Below are 20,012 nucleotides of genomic sequence, written 5' to 3'. Positions count from 1 at the left end.
TTCTTTGTCAGCTAAGGAAGCTGCAGTTCCCCGTCCACCCGGCGCGGGATGCGCAGCGGGTTGTCCTCCCGCAGTGCTGGGTGCAGCACGCTTTCCGGGGCGTCCTGGTAGGCCACGGGGCGCTGGAACCTGCGGACCGCCGTCGCACCCACCGAGGTGAACAGCGATGTGGTGGCGGGGTAGGGGCCGCCGTGCTGCTGGGCCCAGTTCACGGCCACGCCCGTGGGCCAGCCTTCGAACAGGACGCGTCCGGCCAGCCCGGAGAGCTGCTCCACCAGGGCCTCGATATCCTCACCCTGCTCGCTGTGGAGCGTTGCCGTGAGGCTTCCCGGGACCTTGGCCAGGACGGCAGCCAGCTCCTCCCGGTCCTTGTACTCGATGAGGATGGTGGTGGGTCCGAAGCATTCCTCCAGCAGCTGCTCCGGGTTTTCCAGGACTTTGGCGGCACTGGTGCAAAAGACCACCGGAGCGGCGCCGTTGGCCACGGCGTCCTGGTCTACGCTGCCGCCCACCACGTCCACGCCGTCAACGGAAGCGAAACTGCGGAGCCCGTCCGGGTAGGCCTCGGCGATGCGGCTGGTCAGCATGCCCAGGGCCGGCTTGTCCTTGCTCGCTTCTGCCACCTCCGAGGCGAAGTCGGTTCCCGCGGGGATGAACACCAGGCCCGGCTTGGTGCAGAACTGCCCGGCGCCCAGGGTGAAGGACCCGGCAAGTCCGGCGGCGAGTTCCGCTGAGCGTGCCTGCAGCGCTTCCGCTGTGATGACCACGGGGTTGAGGCTGCCCAGTTCCCCGTAGAACGGGATGGGGTCGGGGCGGGAGGTGGCAAGGTCGAACAGGGCACGGCCGCCGGGGATGGACCCGGTGAACCCCACGGCCTTGACGGCAGGATCCTGGACCAGGGCTGTTCCCACTTCGCGGCCGTGGACCAGGGCGAACAGGCCCTCCGGTGCCCCGGCGCGGCGAAGCGCCTCCGCCACGATTTCCGCCGTCCGTTCGGAGAGCCGCAGGTGGCCGGAGTGTGCCTTGACGATCACTGAACAGCCGACGGCGAGCGCCGAGGCAGTGTCTCCGCCGGCCACCGAGAAGGCGAACGGGAAGTTGGACGCCGAGAAAACCGCTACCGGACCGATGGGCTTGAGGATCCGGCGGAGGTCCGGCCGGGGCGGGGTGGCGGCTGGCTCCGCGTGGTCGATGATGGCTTCCAGGTAGGAGCCTTCGGTGATCACGCGCGCAAACAGGCGCAGCTGGCCGGTGGTGCGGGCCACCTCGCCCGTCAGGCGGGTGGCCCCCAGGCTGGTTTCGGCGTCCGCGATGTCTACCAGCTCGGCGGCGTTGGCGTCCAGGGCGTCTGCCACCGCGTTCAACCAGCCGGCGCGTTCGGCGTCGGAGGCAGCCGCGGCGATTTTTGCCGCCGCCGTAGCGGCGGCAGTGAGTTCGGTGAGGGAAAGCGTTGCAGTTGTCACGTCAGGAACCTGTTCATCCAATAGAGGTCGTCTGGAAATTCATCATTGCAGCCTGTTCTTGAAGCGGAAACCCAGCCCGGCGTGGTCCGCGAGCGTCACCCGGCTGTTGCTGAACCGCACCGGCGATGGTTCGTCGAGGATGCCCAGCTGTTCGAAGGACGCATCTTCGACGTCCTCCACCAGGGTGGGCTCCGCCAGGGTCAGCGCCAGCTGTCCGGACAGTTCCGGCAGCAGGTGCGGCATCACCTTGATGCTGTGGGTCCGTGCCAGCTCCACGATCCGCCGGAACGGGGTGATCCCGCCTACCCGGATGATGTTGGGCTGGATGATGTCCACCGCTTCCGCCTCAATGAAATCGCGGAACCGGTAGATGGTGTGCAGGTTTTCGCCGAGGGCGATGGGCACCGGTGAATGTTTCCGCAGCCGCCGGTAGGCCCAGAGGTCGTCCGCGCGGATGGGCTCCTCCAGCCACTCCAGCCCGAATTCGGCCAGGACATCCAGGGCGCGGAAGGTGGTGGGCAGGTCCCACCGTTGGTTGGCATCGATCATGAGCCTGCGGTCCGGGCCCAGGACGGAGCGCACTGCGGCAAGGCGTTCGACGTCCTCGCGGATGTCCGGTTTGCCTACCTTGATCTTGACCGCCTGGTGGCCCGCGGCGACCCAGCGTTCGGCCTGCGCCACCAGCTCGTCCAGGGTGTAGTGCAGGTTCACCCCGGAGCCGTAGACCTCGGCGGAGTCCTGGCGCTGGCCCAGCAATCCGGTGACCGATGTTCCGGCACGGCGCGCCTGCAGGTCCCACAGTGCGAGGTCCACCCCGGCCATGGCAATGGTGGTGAGCCCGCCGCCACCGGCTTCGTGCAGGCGCTTCCATACCGCGTCCCACACGGCCTCGGGCGTGGCCGGCAGGCCGGTGATGAAAGGTGCGATGTCGTAATCAAGCAGCGCCTTGACTGCCTGGGGACCGATGGTGGGTGTCCAGGAAAAACCAAAGCCGGTGCCGCCGTCGTCCGTGGAGAGCTCGGTGGCGATCACGTGGTTCTCCGGTGCCTCCGTACCCCAGTGCCGCCGCAGCGGAACGGTGAGGAGCCGCGTGGCCAGCCCGGTGATGCGGGGAACGGTGCGGACGGATTCGGCCGTAGGCGCCGTCATCAGCTGCCGGCCAGCTCGTGGCCCTTGGCCAGGATGGCCTTGAGCTCCACCAGCTGTTCCTCCGTGGGGTCCACCAGCGGCGGGCGCACCGAACCGACGGGCAGCCCGGCCAACCGCAGTCCCGCTTTGATTAGGGAAACGCCGAACCCCGGGGTCTGGTCGCGCAGGCGGACCAGGGGTGCGTAGAAACCCTCGAGCAGGGCGCTGCGCCGGTCCTCGTCGCCTGAAACGTAGGCGTCGTAGTAGGCCTTGGCGATCTCCGGGGCCATGGCGAAGGCTGCGGAGGAGTAGAGCGGGATGCCCAGGCCGCGGTAGGCGCCCTGGGTCAGTTCGGCGGTGAGCAGGCCGTTGAAGAAGGAGAAGTCTGTCCGGCCGGTGGCGCGGACGGCGGTCACGATCTCCTGGGCCAGGCCCACGTCGCCCAGGCCGTCCTTGAAGCCGATCACCTTGGGATTGGCCGCAAGTTTGGCCATGGACGCGGCGGTGAACTTCGCGTTGCCGCGGTGGTACACGATGACCGGCAGGCTGCTGGCGTTGGCCACAGCCTCAATGTAGGCCACCAGGCCATCCGTCGGGCCCGTGACCAGGTAGGGCGGGAGCACCAGGAGGGCGTCCGCGCGAGCCTCCTCAGCGGCACGCGCCGCAGCGAGCGCGTGGCCCAAGGGCCCGCCTGCACCGGCCACCACGGGAACCTTGCCCGCGACGACTTCGACGGCGGCCGCCACCACGGTGCGGACCTCGTCAATGCTCAAGGCGTGGAATTCACCTGTGCCGCAGGCGGGAAACACGCCGCCGGGCCCAAAGGGTAGCCGGGAGCTGATGTGTTCCTTGAGCAGCTCCACGTCAACGGCACCTTCGGCCGTGAACGGGGTGACGGGGAAGAAGAGAACGCCGTCGAATTTCATGATGTCTCCTTGGCTCCGCCGCCGGCAGTGACCAGCGTGGAGGCCTCGTCGTTGAGGGTGGGTTTGAGTTCGGTGCGCCACGTGCGCTTGGGTTGCCAGCCGAGCAGTTCCTGGGCTTTGGCGATGGAGAATGCGGGGCTGAGGCCGGTGAGGCCGGCGCTGAGTGCTTCGCTTCCGGGCAGGAATTTCGGCATCAGTTCCGCAAGGGGTGCAGTGGCAAGTGCGTCCGCCGCGCCCACGAAAAAGGTTTCCCCGTTGGGGATGTCTTCCATCTTCCGCAGCAGCAGGTCCAGGAAGTCCGCCACGTCCCGCGCATCCACGTAGTTGAACAGGGCCGGGGCGGAGAGTGCAGGGTCCGCCAGGCGCTCGGCGAGGGTGTGGCCCTGCTGCGTGGGGGCGCCTTCCCATTCCTCGGGCGAGATCACGAAGCACGGCCGGAAGGCCGCATACCGGATCCTCTCCCCCTGCGCTGCGGCAAACATCTGTACGGTCTGTTCGGCGATGAGCTTGGACAGGGCGTAGGCGTTCCAGGGCTTGGCCGGGGTGCGTTCGTCCAGCGGGAACGACGGCGGCAGCCATCCTGCAGGGCATCCGTAACCGAGCACGGTGGGGCTGCTGGCCGTGACGATCTTGGGGACCCCCACCTCCGTCGCCGCGCTGATCACCGCGAAGGCGAGCCGGGTGTTCGTGCCGAAGATGACGTCCTCCGGTGCGCTGAACGGAACGGCGATTGCTGCAAGGTGGATGACGGCGTCGGGCTTTGCTGCCCCGATCAGGCGCAACGCCTCACCTGGGGCCAGCAGGTCGGCGGTTTCCTGGACGACGCCGGCCGGCAGCAGTTCAGCGGGTACGGCGTCGCGGTCCACCGAGACTACCTCGTGGCCGGCCTGGGCGAGCCCGGCCACAACGCTGCGGCCCAGGCGGCCCGAGCCGCCGGTGACAAATATCCTGCTCATGGCCTTTTCCTACTTGCCGCGGCGAAGGTCGACGCCGAGGTCCAGGTCCTCGACGCGCACGGGCAGGGATGTTTCGAGGGAGCGGTTGCCGGCGATGCCCACGGACACCGAACGCAGTCCGTCCAGGTAGCCGGAGGGTCGGCCCAGCGGATCCTCGCCCGGTCCGTTGAACAGGTCGGACAGCAGCAGCTCGTCACCGCCGCCATGGCCGCCCTCACCATTGATGATGGGCACCTCGTAGGCAGCCTCCCAGTGGCGCTGCACCACCAGGCGCTCGCCGTTGCGGCGTACGGCGTCCTCTTCCTCGACCGGTGTGGCGCTGGGGTCCACCACCGTCTTCTGGTCCGTGCTGTGCAGGACGGCGGCGCGTTCCACCACTTCGAGCTCGGCCCGGCCCTCGGTGCCGTTGACCGCCACCCGGTACCCCTCCCAAGGGCTGTGCGCGTTCAGGGAGTAGCTCAGGCGCGGGCCGCCCTGGTACTCCACCACCAGGGCCAGGTTGTCCTCGATGGTGATGCCGCTGGTGAAGACGTCCTGGTCGCGGCGGTAGCCGTCGTAGTGTTCGTTGTCCAGGAAGAGGGCCTTGAGCCGCTCATCCTCCCTGAGGTCCAGTGCGAAGGGATCCTTGTCGCCTGCGGGGGCATCGGCGTCGGGCGTTCCACGCTCGGGGCGTGGGCCCAGCCCGCGCTCGGCGGCGTTCTTGTCGCCGTAGAACTTCAGGCCGCCGGAGGCGAAGATCCGCTCCGGGACATCATCGATCCACCAGTTCACCAGGTCGAAGTGGTGGGAGGCCTTGTGGATGAGCAGGCCGCCGGAGTTCTTCTTCTCCCGGTGCCAGCGGCGGAAGTAGTCGGCGCCGTGGACCGTGTCCAGAACCCAGCTGAAGTCGACGGAGGTGACCTTGCCGATCACGCCGCTCTGGATGATTTCCTTCAGGGCGCTGTTGCGTGGCGAGTAGCGGTAGTTGAAGGTGACCACCACGTTCCGGCCGGTCTCGTGGACGGCCTGGACGATGCGGCGGCAGCTTTCGGCGTCGATGGTCAGGGGCTTTTCAACCACCACGTCAGCCCCGGCGCGCAGGCCCTCCACGATGTAGTCGGCGTGGGTGTAGTCCGGCGTGGTGACAATGATGCGGTCGATGTTGTTGGCCTGGATGAAGGCGGTGAGGTCGCCGGGCTCGAAGGCGGCCACCGGGCCCGGGGCGCCGAGTTCCTGGATGAGCTTCTGGTAGAACTCCACCCGCCCGGGGTTCACGTCGGAGAATGCCACCAGTTCGGCAGTGTCCGCATGCTTGCCGAAAATGGCGCGGATGTACATCTCGGATCGCCCGCCGGTGCCGATCAGGGCAATGCGGGCCTTCCGGCCGTCCCCGGCGGTGGTGGCGGTTCCGGCGGCGGTGCCGGGCCGGGAGGCAGCTGCGGCCGAAGTGGTCTCGGCGGTGTTGACCATGATGGGTCCCTTTCGAAAAGCTCATTACCCGGCCGTGGGAGCGGCCGTTGACGTTCGGCGCGGTGCCCGCGGGCACCGGACGAGAAAGCGTTTTCTCGCTTCGCTATAGCAGTTGTATCAATCCGCCAGCGGGTACGTCAACCACTTTAGGCATTGGAAGAAAGCGCTTTCTAGCCACCAGCTTCGGATCGCTCCGCGAAGGGTCGGGAAAACAGCGGGAAAAGAAAGAAATCGCTTTCCCAAAGCCGTATATGCTGTCCTTCAAAGCACCTGCCTTCCGGCCTGCGCCCTCCAGGTCACTGACTGTTCCGGAGGACGCGGCCGGGCGGCGTAAAAGAAGGGGTCCCCCATGGCCAGGAAATCGGCAAGCGGCCGGATCGGCATCGCGGATGTCGCCGTGAAGGCGGGAGTTTCCCATGCCACCGTCTCCCGCGTCATGAACGGGAACTTCACCGTAGATCCGGACATTGCAGCCAGGGTCCGTGCCGCCGCCGCGGAACTGAAGTACCAGCCCAACCCGGTGGGACGCAGCCTGGCGCTCGGCAAGACGGACACCATCGGCATCGTGGTGCCGGACCTGGCCAACCCCACCTTCCAGGAGATCCTCCGCGGCCTCAGCCGGGCGGCAGCCCAGGACGGCTACCGCGTCCTTATCGCCGACTCGTTCGAAGTCTCCAGCGAAGAGTCCATCCTGGCCGGCGAAGCCCGCCGGCGGTGCGACGGGCTGGTCCTGTGCGCCCCGCGCATGTCGGATGCGGAACTGGAAGAGATTGCCCCCTCCCTGCACCCACTGGTGTTGATCAACCGCACCACGGCCACCCCTGGCGTGCCCAGCCTGGTGGTGGACTACGGCCAGGGCGTGCAGGACATCGCCGGGCACCTGGTGGAACTGGGCCACACCCGCCTGGCGTTCCTCGCAGGGCCGCCCCGCAGTGCCTCCAACGAGATGCGGCTCAGGGGCCTGGAAACCTTCAAGGCCGCCCACCCGGAGGTTGAAGTGACCATGCTGGAGGGCGGCTCGGACTTCGACACCGGCCATGAAGCGGTGGACGCCGTCCTGGCCAGCGGAGCCACCGGCATCCTGGCCTTCAACGACCTGGTGGCGATGGGCTTGATGAGCGGCCTGCACGAGCGGGGCCTGGACGTCCCCGGCGACATCTCCGTGACCGGCTTCGACGACATCCCCTTCGCCAGGTATACGACGCCGGCGCTCACCACCGGCGCCGTCCCCATCAGCGAACTGGGCGAGCAGGCATGGCACCAACTGAGGGCGCTGATCCGCCAGGAAGGCGACGGAACCTCCGGCAGCCGCTACCAGCCCCGCCTGGAAGTCAGGGCCAGCACGGGACCGGCCAAGGCACCGCGCAGCACGGTCCACGGCTGACCCAGGACGACAGCCTGCCGCAGTCCGGCCGGGCCGCACGGCCGCTGCTGCCGCCACCCGAAGCTACCCAACCCCATAGGAGGAGCCATGACGCACACCATCCAGCCCAACAATCCGGAGGCCACCCCGGCGCCGGACGCCACGGACATCCCCGCAGCGCCGGCACCTGCCAAGGCTCCGTCGTCGTCCGCCCTGCCCCCAGCCCTGAAACGGCGGGTCCCCAAGTACTCCGACCTGGCCCCGCTGATGCAGTTCAAGAAGCCGGAGTTCAGCAAGGAGGCGCGGCTGAAGCGGGCCAGCACCATCTGGGAGCTCCGCGACATCGCCAAGCGCCGCACGCCCAAGGCGCCCTTCGACTACACGGACGGGGCAGCCGAAGCGGAAATTACCCTCCGCCGCGCACGCCAGGCGTTCCTGGACATCGAGTTCCGGCCGGGCATCCTGCGGAACGTCTCCAGCATCGACCTCAGCACCAACATCCTGGGCAAGCCTTCACGCCTGCCCGTGGGCATCGCCCCCACCGGTTTCACCCGGATGATGCAGTCCGAGGGTGAATATGCCGGCTCCCAGGCGGCGGAGGCCGCAGGTATCCCCTACACCCTCTCCACCATGGGCACCGCCTCCCTGGAGGACGTCGCCGAGGCGGCCCCCAACGGCCGCAACTGGTTCCAGCTGTACCTCTGGACGGACCGGGACCGCTCGCTGGAGCTCATCGAGCGCGCCGCCAAGGCCGGCAACGACACCCTCATGGTCACCGTGGACACCGCCGTGGCCGGCGCCCGCCTCCGCGACGTCCGCAACGGCATGACCATCCCGCCGGCCCTGACCCTCAAGACCGTCCTGGACGCGTCCTACCGGCCGGCCTGGTGGTTCAACTTCCTCACCCACGAGCCGCTCACCTTCGCCTCGCTGTCACGCTATACGGGCACCGTGGCGGACCTGATCAATTCCATGTTCGATCCCACGCTCACGTTCGAGGACCTGGACTGGCTGCGCGAAACGTGGAAGGGCAACCTGGTGGTCAAGGGCATCCAGACCGTGGAGGACGCCCGCCGCGTTGTGGACCACGGCGCCGACGGGGTGATCCTCTCCAACCACGGCGGCCGCCAGCTGGACCGCGCGCCCATCCCGTTCCACCTGCTGCCCGAGGTCAAGCAGGCCTTCGCCAGCGACAACAGCGATGCCGCCATCATCCTGGACACCGGCATCATGAGCGGCGCGGACATTGTGGCCGCGCTGGCCCTGGGCGCCGATTTCACCCTGATCGGCCGTGCGTACCTTTACGGTCTGATGGCGGGCGGCCGGGCCGGTGTGGACCGCACCCTGCAGATCCTCGAAAAGGACATGGTCCGCACCATGGCCCTGCTGGGCGTCAGCCGGGTTTCCGACCTCACCCCGGACCACGTGCGGCTGTTGGGACAGTAGCTCCCTACTTCTTACGCCCAAACTTGGGCAGGTTGGGAAGGTTCGCCAGCAGGTCGGCCGCCTTGGTGGCGGCGCGGCCAACGGTGCGTCCGATTTGCTGCGGAACGCTGTCGTCGCTCAGCGGCGCGGTGGTGCCGCCGGGAATCACGACGGCGGGGCTCAGCTCGGCGCCTTCCCGCACCAGGACAGGGGCCGGGGCTTCCTCCCCGGCCGGCTGCGCGGTTTCCAGGGGCCTTGAGGCAGGCGGCAGCGACGCCGCCGCAGCGGCGACGCCCTCCCTCAGGTGGGCGGGGACTGCCTGGTCCTGGCCGGCTGGTGCGGCGGCGGCTTTGGTGCGGGTGTCGACGTCGAACGTTTCCAGCCAGGTGGCGATGCCCTCCAGCGGGCCCCGGTTCAAGGCGTAGTACCGCTTCTGGCCCTGCGCGCGCATGCTGACCAGCTGCGCTTCACGGAGGACTTTCAGGTGCTTGGAAATGGTGGGCTGGCTGGCCGCCAGTTCCTCCACCAGTTCCCCCACGGCTTTGTCTCCTGCACGGAGGGCCACCAGGATGTCCCGCCGCGTGGATTCCGCTATGACGGCAAATACGTCGTCTGTCACCATGCCTCCCACCCTAACGACATATACGCCGAAAGGCATCAACTATTTCGGCTGGCGCTGGTGGAGCCGGCTAGTCGAACCAGGGATCCAGGCCGTGCAGCGGGAACACCGCCTTGCGGGTGGCCATGACCGTGCGGTCCACCGCGTCATTCGGGTCGAAGCCCACCTCCCAGGAACGCCACCACAGCTCCACGTCATCCCCCATGAGGGCGGGCGCTTCCCTGCCGAACTTCTCCGCCACGTACTGCCGCCAAACCTGTGGCACGGGCGTCCGCAGCGGCACGGGCCGCCCCGCGGCGATGGCCACCAGGTGGCTCCAGGCCCGCGGCACCACGTCCAGCACGTTGTACCCGCCGCCGCCGGTGGCGATCCAGCGGCCGCCGCAGTACCGCTCGGCCAGATGCCCGACGGCGTTCGCTGCCTCGCGCTGTCCGTCCACACTCAGGTTGAGGTGCGTGAGGGGGTCGCTGCGGTGGGAGTCGCAGCCGTGCTGGCTCACGATCACGTCCGGTTCGAAGGCGCCCACCAACTGCGGCACCACGGCGTAGAAGGCGCGCAGCCATCCGGCGTCGGAGGTGCCGGCCGGCAGCGCGACATTCACCGCCGTCCCTTCGGCTGCCGGGCCGCCGATTTCGTTGGCGAACCCTGTTCCGGGAAAGAGCGTCAGGCCGGTCTCGTGCAGCGAAACGGTAAGGACCCGGGGGTCGTCCCAGAAAATGTTCTGGGTGCCGTCGCCGTGGTGCGCGTCCACATCGACGTACGCCACTTTGCGTACGCCGCCGTCGAGCAGCTTCTGCACGGCAATGGCGGCGTCGTTGTAGATGCAGAACCCGCTGGCCCGCTCCCGGGCCGCATGGTGCATGCCGCCGCCGAAGTTCACGGCATGTACGGCAGAACCTTCCAGCACCCGCTGCGCTGCGAGCAGGGACCCTCCGGCAAGGCGCGCCGCGGCTTCATGCATGCCGGCAAAGGCCGGATCGTCTTCGGTTCCCAGCCCGCGGGACTCGTCCGGCCGGGACGGGTCCGCGCTGACCCGGCGGACTGCCGCCACATAATCGGATGAATGGACGGACTCCAGTTCCGCGTCAGATGCCACCTCAGGTGCCGCCACGTCTACATGCTCCAGGTCGAAGATACCGAGGCTCCGGGCCAAGCGCGCCGTCAGCTCCATTCGCTCCGGCGCCATGGGGTGGCCCGGGCCGAAGTTGTAGGCTGTCATGTCAGGACTCCACGCCACCACCGTTGGCGGCGCGGGTTGGCTGAGGCCGGGCAGGTATGTCATCAATCACAGGCTACCCGAGCCCGGCCTGCCGTCCGCCCGGCCAGGACGCCGGCTTTAGTGGTTTACTACTGAAGGAAGCCGTTTCAACCGAGGAAAAGCCACACATGACGCAGAGCCAGTCAAGGCCCCGGACCCCGGCCATCTGGCACCCCCCGGCACAGGAGCGGGAGGGCCTCTGGATCCTGACACGGCTGCGCGACTTCATTGACGACATCGCCAACACCACCCCGGCACGGCTGGCGCTGACGGCCTTCGCCGCCGTATGCCTCGTATTCACCTTCCTGCTGTCCCTGCCGGTGTCTTCGGCCAACGGAACGCCCACCCCCCTCGACGAGGCCCTGTTCACCGCAGTCTCGGCTGTGTGCGTCACAGGCCTCACGGTGGTGTCGACGGCGGTCCACTGGTCCTTCTTCGGGCAGCTGGTGATCCTGGTGGGCATCTTCATCGGCGGCCTGGGAACCTTGACGCTGGCGTCCTTGCTGGCCCTGATGGTGAGCAAGCGACTGGGTGTGCGCGGCAAGATCATTGCCGCCGAGTCCATGAACAACGCCGGCCGCCTGGGCGAGGTGGGTACCCTGCTCCGGATCGTCATCACCACCTCCGTGGTGATCGAGGGCATCCTGGCGCTGGCGCTGATCCCGCGGTTCCTCACCCTGGGCGAGCCCTTCTGGCAGTCCGTCTGGCACGGCATCTTCTATTCCATTTCGTCGTTCAACAACGCCGGATTTACCCCGCACTCGGACGGCATCGTGCCCTATGAGACGGACCTGTGGATCCTCATCCCCCTCATGGTGGGGGTCTTCCTGGGCAGCCTGGGGTTCCCCGTAGTGATGGTCCTGCAGCAGAACGGCCTGAACTGGAAGAAGTGGAACCTCCACACCAAGCTCACCATCCAGGTGTCCCTGATCCTCCTGGTGGCTGGGGCATTCCTCTGGGCACTGATGGAGTGGGACAACGTCCGGACCATCGGTTCCATGGGCGTGGGCGACAAGATCACGCACGCGCTGTTCGCCTCCGTGATGATGCGCTCCGGGGGGTTCAACCTGGTGGACCAGAACCAGATGGACTCCACCACCATGCTGCTGACCGACGCCCTGATGTTCGCCGGCGGCGGTTCGGCGTCAACGGCCGGCGGCATCAAGGTGACCACCATCGCGGTGATGTTCCTGGCCATCATCGCCGAGGCCCGGGGCGATGCCGACGTCAAGGTGTACGGCCGGACCATCCCGCAGGGCAGCATGCGCGTGGCCATCTCCGTGATCGTTGCCGGCGCCACCCTGGTGTCCGTGTCCGCGTTCCTGCTGCTGCACATCAGCGGCCAGTCGCTGGACCGCGTATTGTTCGAAACCATCTCGGCGTTCGCCACGGTGGGACTCAGCACCAACCTAAGCGCCGAGGTGCCGCCCGCCGGGGTCTACGTCCTCACGGTGCTGATGTTCGCAGGCCGTGTGGGCACCGTAACCCTCGCCGCCGCGCTGGCGCTGCGCCAGCGCAGCCAGTTGTACCACTACCCCGAAGAGAGGCCGATCATTGGCTAGTTCCACAGACGCCCCCCGGCGCCCCGCCCACAACTCCCCGGTCCTTGTGATCGGACTGGGCCGCTTCGGATCATCCACCGCAGAGCAACTGGTCAAGCAGGGCCGGGAAGTGCTGGCCATCGAGCGGGACCGGAACCTGGTCCAGAAGTGGGCACCCCTCCTGACCCACGTGGTGGAGGCCGACGCCACCAATATCGATGCCCTGCGCCAGCTCGGCGCCCAGGAGTTCAGTTCCGCCGTCGTCGGCGTGGGCACCTCCATCGAGTCCTCGGTGCTGATCACCGTCAACCTGGTGGACCTGGGCATCGAGCACCTCTGGGTCAAGGCCATCACGCCCTCGCACGGCAAGATCCTGACCCGGATCGGCGCCAACCACGTCATCTACCCGGAGGCCGACGCAGGCGTGCGCGCGGCGCACCTGGTGTCCGGGCGCATGCTGGACTTCATCGAGTTCGACGACGACTTCGCCATCGTCAAAATGTACCCGCCGCGCGAAACCGTGGGTTTCACCCTGGACGAGTCAAAGGTCCGGTCCAAGTACGGCGTCACCATTGTGGGGGTGAAGTCCCCGGGCGAGGACTTCACCTATGCGCGGCCCGAGACCAAGGTGTCCTCGCGGGACATGCTGATCGTTTCCGGCCACGTGGACCTGCTGGAGAGGTTCGCAGCGCGCCCCTAGCCGAGCTGCTTGGTGATTTCGGCTGCGCGGTCGGCGGCCGCCCTGGCGCCGGCGGCGATGATGGCCGGGATGCCCTGTTCGTCGAAGGTGGCAATGGCGCGTTCCGTGGTGCCGTTGGGGCTGGTGACCGCCTTGCGCAACGCTGCGGGGTTTGCCCCGGGCTCGGCCAGCATGAGGCCTGCCCCAGCCACCGTTTCGCGCGCAAGCAGCAGGGACAGTTCACGGTCCAGGCCCAGCTTTTCGCCCGCGTTGGCCATGGCTTCTGCAAGGTAGAAGGCGTAGGCCGGCCCGGATCCGCTGATGGCAGAGAGCGCATCCACCTGCTCCTCAGGGACCTCAACGACGGTCCCGGCACCCTTCAGGATGTCCTTGACCAACTGAAGCTGCTCGGGGGTGCAGTGCGTTCCCGGCGACACGGAGACGACGCCACGGCCCAGCTTTGCCGGGGTGTTGGGCATGGTCCGGATCACCGGCTGCCCGGCCGGCAATGCGGCCTCAAGCTGGGCGATGGACACGGCCGCGGCCACGCTGACCACCACGGTGTCCGGTGACAGGGCGGGGCTGATTTCCCGGGCCAGGTCCGCGATGCCCACCGGCTTGACGCCAAGGATGACGACGGCGGATCCCTTGGCGGCCTGCCTGTTGTTGTCGGGCTCTTCCTCGCCCGCGATGGCAGTGATGCCGTGGTACCGTTCGGCCAGTTCCGAGGCACGCTCAGCGCGGCGGACGGTGGCCACCACATCCCCGGGGTCCGTTCCTGCCTTCAGCAGGCCGCCAAGAATGGCTTCGTTCATGGATCCACAGCCAAGGAATGCGATTCGGTTGCTCATGCCTCCATCATTGCAGGAGGCATGCATTCACAGGCAACTCCCATCTTCACCGCAGGCAGCACACAACTTACGGTCCTAACGTAGTTATTACCTCATTGAGGGTGCGAGTGATGCGGCAGGCATGGGGATGCCTGCCAGGGCACCGGCGGCGTGGCAACAGGTTTTCCCCCATTTTCCTGTTGCCCGCCCCGGTGCTTCCGCTTTTAACCGCGGGCTTTCAACAGCCAGGGCTTCGCCGGGGAGTACGACGGCGGGAGGCAGCAAGGCGCCCGCCGCTTAGACGGGTGCGTCCACCGATTGCGCGGCGGCTACGTGGGGCGCCGGCTGGAGCGGGCCGGAAAACACCAGCTGGTCCAGGCGCCGCAGGATGAGCCCTTCACGCAGGGCCCACGGGCAGATGCGCAGCTTCTTGAACTTGAACATCTCCAGGGCGGCCTCAGCCACCAAAGCGCCGGCAAGCAGCTGGTGGGCCCGTGCCTCGGACACGCCGGGAAGATGCAGCCTGTCTTCCGAGCTCATGGCCGAGATCCGCTGGGTCCAGATGCCCAGGTCCGAGGCGTGCAGTTCGCGTTTGACGTAGGGGCCTTCAGCGCTGGGGGCGGCACCGGCGATCCGGGCCAGGGAACGGAAGGTCTTGGACGTACCGGCCACCACGTTTGCCCGGCCCAGGCCGTCGAACTCGCGGACCGCAGGCTTGAGCGTGGCCCTGATGTAGCGGCGGAGTTCCTTGACGCTCTTTGCCGACGGCGGATCGTCGGCAAGCCAGTCCCTGGTAAGCCTGCTGGCACCCAGCGGCACGGAGGTGGCCACCTCGGGCAGCTCGTCCTGGCCGAAGGCCATTTCGAAGGAACCGCCGCCGATGTCCAGGTTCAGGATGGGGCCGGCACCCCACCCGTGCCAGCGACGGACAGCGAAGAACGTCATGGACGCTTCCTCGCTGCCTGTGAGCTCCTGCAGGGTCACCGTGGTTTCGTGCTTGACCCGGGCCAGGACCTCGGGGCCGTTGGTGGCCTCGCGGATGGCAGACGTACAGAATGCCAGCAGGTCCTCGGCCTTGTGCCGGGCAGCGAATTCCCATGCTTCCAGCACGAACTCGGTCAGCTCATGCTGGCCTTCGTCGCTGATGCTGCCGTCCGGTTCGAGGTACTGGACCAGGGACAGCGGCCGCTTGTGGGACGCGAACGGGACCGGCTGCGCGCCGGGGTGGGCATCCACCAGGAGCAGGTGGACAGTATTGGAACCAATATCGAGGACGCCTAGACGCATGGGGACATTATTGCTCGTCAGCGCGCTTGAAGTCGCGCCGGATGTTGGCCACGCCCTCGGGGTTGATCTCGAAGCCGTAGGCGGCTCCGGGGTTGATCACCATGCCCAGCTCATCGCCGAGGTTGGCGATGATGGCTGCCCCCTGCGTGCCCAGCACGTTCGGGGCCGCTTTCAGGTACTGCTGGTCCACCCTGCTGGGGTGCGAGAAAACGGCGAGGACGGGGTCGCCATCGGCGTTGGCCAGGACCAGCGGCTCCACCTGGGAGTCCACGCCTTCCACCGTGTCCGAGCTGATGATGTAGACCTCGCTGTTGAGGAACGACAGGATGACGTCCACGGGGTTCGCATCAGGCTGCCCGCCGGTGGAGAGCTTCTCCTCGAGGTCGTTGAGCGGATTGGTGTCGTCGATTCCCTGCTGTTCAGTCATACAACTAGCCGATCACGTTGTGCCCTGCACCGCAAACAGAGTCGCTGTCTTAACGCGAAATCGCCGGAAGAATGCGGTCTCGCCGGTTCTTTCCAGCGAGACCGCACCGTTCCGGCGAACTCGGCGATCCCAGCGCTACTTCTTGGCCGCTGCCTTCTTCTTGGCAGGCGCCTTGCGGGTGGCGGTGCGCTTGACCGGTCCCTTGGCGCGCTTCTCGGCCAGCAGCTCCACTGCCTGCTCCCGCGTGAGCTCCTCAAGGGAGGTGGCGCGGGGAACCGTGATGTTGGTGATGCCGTCGGTGATGTAGGGCCCGAACCGGCCCTCCTTCACCACGATGTTCTTTTCCGACACCGGATCCGGGCCGAACTCGGCCAGCGGCGGCACCGCGGCACGGGCACCACGCTGCTTGGGCTGGGAGTAGATCTCCAGGGCCTGTTCCAGGGTGATGGTGAAGATTTCCTCTTCGGAGCCGATGGAACGGGAGTCGGTGCCCTTCTTCAGATACGGGCCGAACCGGCCGTTCTGGACCGTGATGAGGTTGCCTTCGGCGTCCTCCCCCAGTGCACGGGGAAGGCTCATGAGCTGCAGTGCCTCGTCCAGGGTCACGGACTCGACAGTCATGGACTTGAACAGCGAGCCCGTGCGCGGCTTGGCCTTGACCGGCTTCTTGGGCGGCTTGGGCTTGCCGTTCTTGTAGTACTCCACAGGCTGCTTGGCCAGTTCGTCATCCGTCATCTCGGGAATGATCTCGGTGACGTAAGCGCCGTAGCGGCCATTCTTGGCCACCACCGTGTGGCCCGTGTGCGGATCGGTGCCGAGCACGCGCTCCTCCGGCGCCGCCGTCTCCATCAGCTCGATGGCCTTGGCAGCGGTCAGCTCGTCGGGCGCCAGGTCCTCAGGAACGTTGGCGCGGGCCGATTCCACGATTTCGCCGGTCTTCGGGTCCACCACGGCGGCCGAGCTTTCCAGGTACGGGCCGAACTTGCCCACCCGAAGCGTGATCTCGTCCGTGATGGGGATTGAGTTGATTTCCCTGGCGTCGATCTCGCCCAGGTTGTTGACGATACTCAACAGGCCGGGGTCTGAATCCTCGCCGAAGTAGAAGTGCCGCAGCCAGGAGGCCCCGGCTTCCTGGCCGTTGGCGATCTTGTCCAGGTCGCCTTCCATGTCGGCGGTGAACTCGTAATCCACGTAGTCGGAGAAGTGCTGCTCCAGCAGGCGGATAACCGAGAAGGCGATCCAGCTGGGTACCAGGGCCGAGCCCTGTTTCCGGACGTAGCCGCGGTCCTGGATGGTGGAAATGGTGGAAGCGTAGGTGGACGGGCGGCCGATGCCCTTCTTCTCCAGTTCCGCGGTGAGGGATGCTTCGGTGTAACGCGGCGGCGGGGAGGTCTCGTGGCCCACGGCCTGGATGTCCGTTGCGGTGAGGGAGTCGTCCTTGGCCACGTTGGGCAGCCGGCGGGCTTCGTCGGAGTCGTCGTCGCCGCGGGTCTCGTCCTTGCCTTCCTCATAGGCGGCGAGGAAGCCGGGGAACGTGATCACGGTGCCGGAGGCGGAGAACTCGGCGTCCCGCCCGTCGGTGGACACGGCACCCAGGCGGATGGTGGCCGTCGAACCCTTGGCATCGCCCATCTGGGAGGCGACGGTGCGCTTCCAGATGAGTTCGTACAGGCGGAACTCGTCCCCGGACAGCTGTTTCGCCACCTGGGCAGGCGTGCGGAAGGAGTCACCGGCGGGACGGATGGCCTCGTGCGCTTCCTGCGCGTTGGCGGCCTTGTTCGAGTACACACGCGGGGACTGCGGCACGTATTCCGGACCGTACAGCTCGGACGCCTGCCGGCGGGCGGCAGTGACGGCCTCGTCACTCAGCGCCGAGGAGTCGGTACGCATATAGGTGATGTAGCCGTTTTCATACAGCCGCTGGGCGATCTGCATGGTGCTCTTCGAGGAGAAGCGCAGCTTGCGGCCGGCCTCCTGCTGGAGCGTGGAGGTGGTGAACGGGGCAGCGGGACGGCGCGTGTACGGCTTGGTGTCCACTGAGCGGACGCGGAAGTCCGCGTTCTGCAGTCCGGCCGCCAGGGACGTTGCCAGTTCCTCGTTGAGGTGGGCCACGTTCCGGGAGGTGAGCTCACCGTTGTCGTTGAAGTCGCGGCCCGTCGCCACCTTGGCGCCGTCCACGGCGGCAAGCTTGGCCTTGAAGGAGCCGGATTCCGCGCCGAACTGGCCGGTCAGGTCCCAGTAGGAGGCAGCCTTGAAGGCCATCCGCTCGCGTTCGCGGTCCACCACCATGCGGGTGACCACGGACTGCACGCGCCCGGCGGAGAGGCCGCGGGCCACCTTGCGCCACAGCACGGGCGAGATCTCGTAGCCGTAGAGGCGGTCCAGGACGCGGCGGGTTTCCTGGGCGTCCACCAGGTCCTGGTCCACGTCGCGCAGGTTGCCCATGGCGCGCTGGATGGCTTCCTTGGTGATTTCGCCGAACGTCATCCGGTACACCGGGACCTTGGGCTTGAGTACTTCCAGCAGGTGCCACGCGATGGCTTCGCCCTCGCGGTCCCCATCTGTTGCGAGATAAAGTTCGTCGGCGTCCTTGAGGGCGGCCTTGAGCTCGGTGACCTTTTTCTTCTTGTCCGGGGACACCACGTAGTAGGGCTTGAAGTCGTGGTCAATGTCGACGGCGAACTTGCCCACCGAGGTCTTTTTCAGCTCTGCAGGCAGTTCGGACGGCTGCGGCAGGTCCCGGATGTGACCGATGGAGGCCTCCACGATGAAGCCCTCGCCCAGGTACTTGGCGATGGTCTTGCTCTTGGCCGGAGACTCCACGATCACGAGTTTCTTGCCGGTTTTGGCCTTGCTTGGCACGGTGCTCCTACAGAAAAAGGTTGCTGGGGCAGATGAGCCCATGTTCGCCTAGTTCACCATATTTTGGGGAATCGTGCGCATTCATGTGGAAAAGACGGGGCTCCATTGCGGGCTTACGGGGGCGTCCCGTCAGGCAGGGATCCCGGCCGGGATGAGGAAGCCGTCGCGGACCAGATTGGCGACGTCCGCGAGCAGCGCACCTTGGAAGGACCCGGCGTCGAAGGCTTCCTCGCCGGCAAAACCCCCGCCCAGGAGGGCCTCCAAAGCGCCGGCAATCTGCCCGGCGGTAAGGTCGCCGTCGCACGCTGACACGAACCCGGCCAGCTCGGTGCTCATCAGGTTCGTGCGGCGCAGCCCGGCACCCTGCCGGAGCAGGATCACGCCTGGGTGCTCGGCGCCGGGGCGCTGGTGGCGTTCCTCGGTAACGTCGTCCGCCACCAGCAGGTGCGTGTTGCCAAGATCATGCGCAGCGAGCCAGTCACAACGGTCGACGGCGGCACCCAGGTGGGGGCCGATGGGCTGCTCGATGGGGTAGGTGAGTTCCTCGAAGCGGCTGATGGCGGCCGGCACGCCGCTGGCAGGGCGGCGCAGCCACACCATGCCGAAGCCGATCCCGGCCACATTCCTGGAGGCGAAATCCGCAAGGTAGGCCGCGTACGCCTCCCGGTAGTGCTGCCGGTCGCGGGATTCCGAGGCGTCCTGCAGCCAGGTTTCGGCGTATTGTTCCGGGCTGACCTGCTCGCGCTGGATGAACCAGGCGTCCGTGCCCGGCTGCACCCAGGACCTGGGCCGTTCGTCCCAGGCGTCATCCGCTGGGACTTCCCAGTTCCCCAGCATCTGGGCCCAGCCGCCGGGCGCCAGGATGCCGGGCAGGTCCGCCACCAGGGACGCGACAATCTCATCTCCCGGCAGGCCGCCGTCGCGGTAGGTGAACTGGTCCGCGGCATCCTCGCCCGCGCTGCGCGGGGTGATAACGAACGGCGGGTTGGAGACCACCAGCCCGAACTCCTCGCCCGCGACCGGCTCCAACAGGGAACCCAGGCGCAGGCTCACCCGGTCCTCGAGCCGGTCCGGGTCCACCGAAAGCGCCTCAGCATTCAGCAGGATGTTGAACCGCGCGTAGGCCAGGGCCCGCTCGGAGATGTCAGTGGCGGTGACATGCTGGCAGTGGTGCAGCAGGTGGAAGGCCTGGATGCCGCAGCCCGTGCCCAGGTCCAGTGCGCGCTCGGTGTGGCGGCGGATGGTGGTCTGGACCAAGGTGGTGGACGCCTGCCCGATGCCCAGGACGTGGTCGTGCCTCAGCACGCCCGCCTGCTGATGGGCGGCAAGGTCGCTGGCAACCCACAGCTCCGCTCCGCCGCTGCCGTCATCATTCTTGTCCCAGCCGTACGGCCGCAGGTCTGCCTTCGCAGTGAGCAGCGCCGAGCCGGGGACGGGCTGCACCAGCCCCAGTTCCAGGAGGCCTTCCACGCCGGTATCCGGCAGCGCAGCGTCGAGCGTTTCCCGCTCCTGTGGCTCGGCGAGGAGCCAGAGGCGGACGATGGCGGCAAGCGGCACCACGCGGTTGTCCTCCCTTACAGCCTGCTCGGCAGCGAGCAGTGCGGGAATGGTCTGGTCCCGGTTCAACGCCGCAGAGGCCGTGGGGCCCAGGAGCCGGGCAACGCCGTCGAGCGTGTAGTCCAGGCGGCGCAGGTCCGCAGCAAGCGCGGCCAGCAGGCCGGGGAGGTCGCTGCGGGGAGCGTCGGGGGTGTTGCCGGCGGTGAACTCGTAAGGGGATTTAGGCACCGCTCAAGTTTAGT

16 protein-coding genes are annotated in these 20,012 nt (G+C 67.3%); 4 read left to right on the top strand and 12 right to left on the bottom strand.

What is annotated here, in order from left to right:
* Positions 1 to 11 precede the first annotated feature (11 nt).
* The 5 genes from FBY30_RS09695 to FBY30_RS09675 are packed head-to-tail and all read right to left on the bottom strand — an operon-like array spanning position 12 to position 5,922.
* Positions 12 to 1,463, bottom strand: coding sequence for an aldehyde dehydrogenase (NADP(+)) (locus FBY30_RS09695; RefSeq protein ID WP_142132689.1), 1,452 nt, complete (start codon positions 1,461 to 1,463; stop codon positions 12 to 14).
* A gap of 42 nt (positions 1,464 to 1,505) precedes the next feature.
* On the bottom strand, positions 1,506 to 2,612 hold the full coding sequence (locus FBY30_RS09690) for a mandelate racemase/muconate lactonizing enzyme family protein (protein WP_142132688.1): 1,107 nt from the start codon (positions 2,610 to 2,612) through the stop codon (positions 1,506 to 1,508).
* The gene (locus FBY30_RS09685) at positions 2,612 to 3,517 is read right to left on the bottom strand and encodes a 5-dehydro-4-deoxyglucarate dehydratase (protein WP_142132687.1); all 906 of its coding nucleotides are present in this window, start codon (positions 3,515 to 3,517) and stop codon (positions 2,612 to 2,614) included. Before FBY30_RS09685 ends, FBY30_RS09690 begins: the two co-directional genes overlap by 1 nt.
* Positions 3,514 to 4,473 carry an NAD-dependent epimerase/dehydratase family protein gene (locus tag FBY30_RS09680; RefSeq protein ID WP_142132686.1) on the bottom strand — a complete coding sequence of 320 codons (960 nt, stop codon included), beginning with the start codon at positions 4,471 to 4,473 and terminating at the stop codon, positions 3,514 to 3,516. Before FBY30_RS09680 ends, FBY30_RS09685 begins: the two co-directional genes overlap by 4 nt.
* A 9-nt stretch (positions 4,474 to 4,482) precedes the next feature.
* Positions 4,483 to 5,922: a Gfo/Idh/MocA family protein gene (locus FBY30_RS09675; protein ID WP_142132685.1), complete on the bottom strand. Its 1,440-nt coding sequence runs from the start codon at positions 5,920 to 5,922 to the stop codon at positions 4,483 to 4,485.
* Positions 5,923 to 6,271: 349 nt separating this feature from the next.
* Here FBY30_RS09675 and FBY30_RS09670 point away from each other — a divergent pair, with 349 nt between their 5' ends.
* Together FBY30_RS09670 and FBY30_RS09665 are read left to right on the top strand one after the other, a co-directional pair.
* Positions 6,272 to 7,306: a LacI family DNA-binding transcriptional regulator gene (locus FBY30_RS09670; protein WP_142132684.1), complete on the top strand. Its 1,035-nt coding sequence runs from the start codon at positions 6,272 to 6,274 to the stop codon at positions 7,304 to 7,306.
* Between the two features lie 87 nt (positions 7,307 to 7,393).
* Positions 7,394 to 8,731: an alpha-hydroxy acid oxidase gene (locus FBY30_RS09665; RefSeq protein ID WP_142132683.1), complete on the top strand. Its 1,338-nt coding sequence runs from the start codon at positions 7,394 to 7,396 to the stop codon at positions 8,729 to 8,731.
* A gap of 4 nt (positions 8,732 to 8,735) precedes the next feature.
* Here FBY30_RS09665 and FBY30_RS09660 read toward each other — a convergent pair whose 3' ends face one another.
* Together FBY30_RS09660 and FBY30_RS09655 are read right to left on the bottom strand one after the other, a co-directional pair.
* On the bottom strand, positions 8,736 to 9,332 hold the full coding sequence (locus tag FBY30_RS09660) for an ArsR/SmtB family transcription factor (RefSeq protein ID WP_142132682.1): 597 nt from the start codon (positions 9,330 to 9,332) through the stop codon (positions 8,736 to 8,738).
* Positions 9,333 to 9,399: 67 nt separating this feature from the next.
* Positions 9,400 to 10,611: an acetoin utilization protein AcuC gene (locus FBY30_RS09655; RefSeq protein WP_142132681.1), complete on the bottom strand. Its 1,212-nt coding sequence runs from the start codon at positions 10,609 to 10,611 to the stop codon at positions 9,400 to 9,402.
* Between the two features lie 104 nt (positions 10,612 to 10,715).
* Between FBY30_RS09655 and FBY30_RS09650 the strand changes: the two genes are divergently transcribed.
* Positions 10,716 to 12,149 (top strand): TrkH family potassium uptake protein, encoded by a 1,434-nt coding sequence (locus FBY30_RS09650; protein ID WP_142132680.1) that lies wholly within the window; start codon positions 10,716 to 10,718, stop codon positions 12,147 to 12,149.
* Entirely contained in the window at positions 12,142 to 12,828 is a 687-nt protein-coding gene (locus FBY30_RS09645; RefSeq protein ID WP_142132679.1) for a potassium channel family protein, read from the top strand. The genes FBY30_RS09650 and FBY30_RS09645 overlap by 8 nt, the downstream gene beginning before the upstream one ends.
* Here the strand turns inward: FBY30_RS09645 and proC are convergent.
* The 5 genes from proC to FBY30_RS09620 form a co-directional block, all read right to left on the bottom strand.
* Complete coding sequence (gene proC / locus FBY30_RS09640; RefSeq protein ID WP_142132678.1) at positions 12,825 to 13,658, bottom strand: pyrroline-5-carboxylate reductase; 834 nt, start codon at positions 13,656 to 13,658, stop codon at positions 12,825 to 12,827. The two genes, FBY30_RS09645 and proC, sit on opposite strands and share 4 nt — an antisense overlap.
* A 276-nt stretch (positions 13,659 to 13,934) precedes the next feature.
* On the bottom strand, positions 13,935 to 14,924 hold the full coding sequence (locus FBY30_RS09635; protein ID WP_142132677.1) for a Ppx/GppA phosphatase family protein: 990 nt from the start codon (positions 14,922 to 14,924) through the stop codon (positions 13,935 to 13,937).
* 7 nt (positions 14,925 to 14,931) lie between these two features.
* The gene (locus tag FBY30_RS09630) at positions 14,932 to 15,351 is read right to left on the bottom strand and encodes an SseB family protein (RefSeq protein ID WP_142132676.1); all 420 of its coding nucleotides are present in this window, start codon (positions 15,349 to 15,351) and stop codon (positions 14,932 to 14,934) included.
* Between the two features lie 135 nt (positions 15,352 to 15,486).
* Positions 15,487 to 18,213 carry a type I DNA topoisomerase gene (gene topA / locus FBY30_RS09625; RefSeq protein ID WP_142132675.1) on the bottom strand — a complete coding sequence of 909 codons (2,727 nt, stop codon included), beginning with the start codon at positions 18,211 to 18,213 and terminating at the stop codon, positions 15,487 to 15,489.
* A 129-nt stretch (positions 18,214 to 18,342) separates the two neighbouring features.
* Complete coding sequence (locus FBY30_RS09620; protein ID WP_142132674.1) at positions 18,343 to 19,998, bottom strand: N5-glutamine methyltransferase family protein; 1,656 nt, start codon at positions 19,996 to 19,998, stop codon at positions 18,343 to 18,345.
* Positions 19,999 to 20,012: the final 14 nt, after the last annotated feature.

Source organism: Arthrobacter sp. SLBN-83, from assembly GCF_006715285.1.
Classification (GTDB): Bacteria; Actinomycetota; Actinomycetes; order Actinomycetales; family Micrococcaceae; genus Arthrobacter.
The sequence above is the reverse complement of the archived record's forward strand: the minus strand, read 5'-3'. Positions and strand labels throughout refer to the sequence as shown.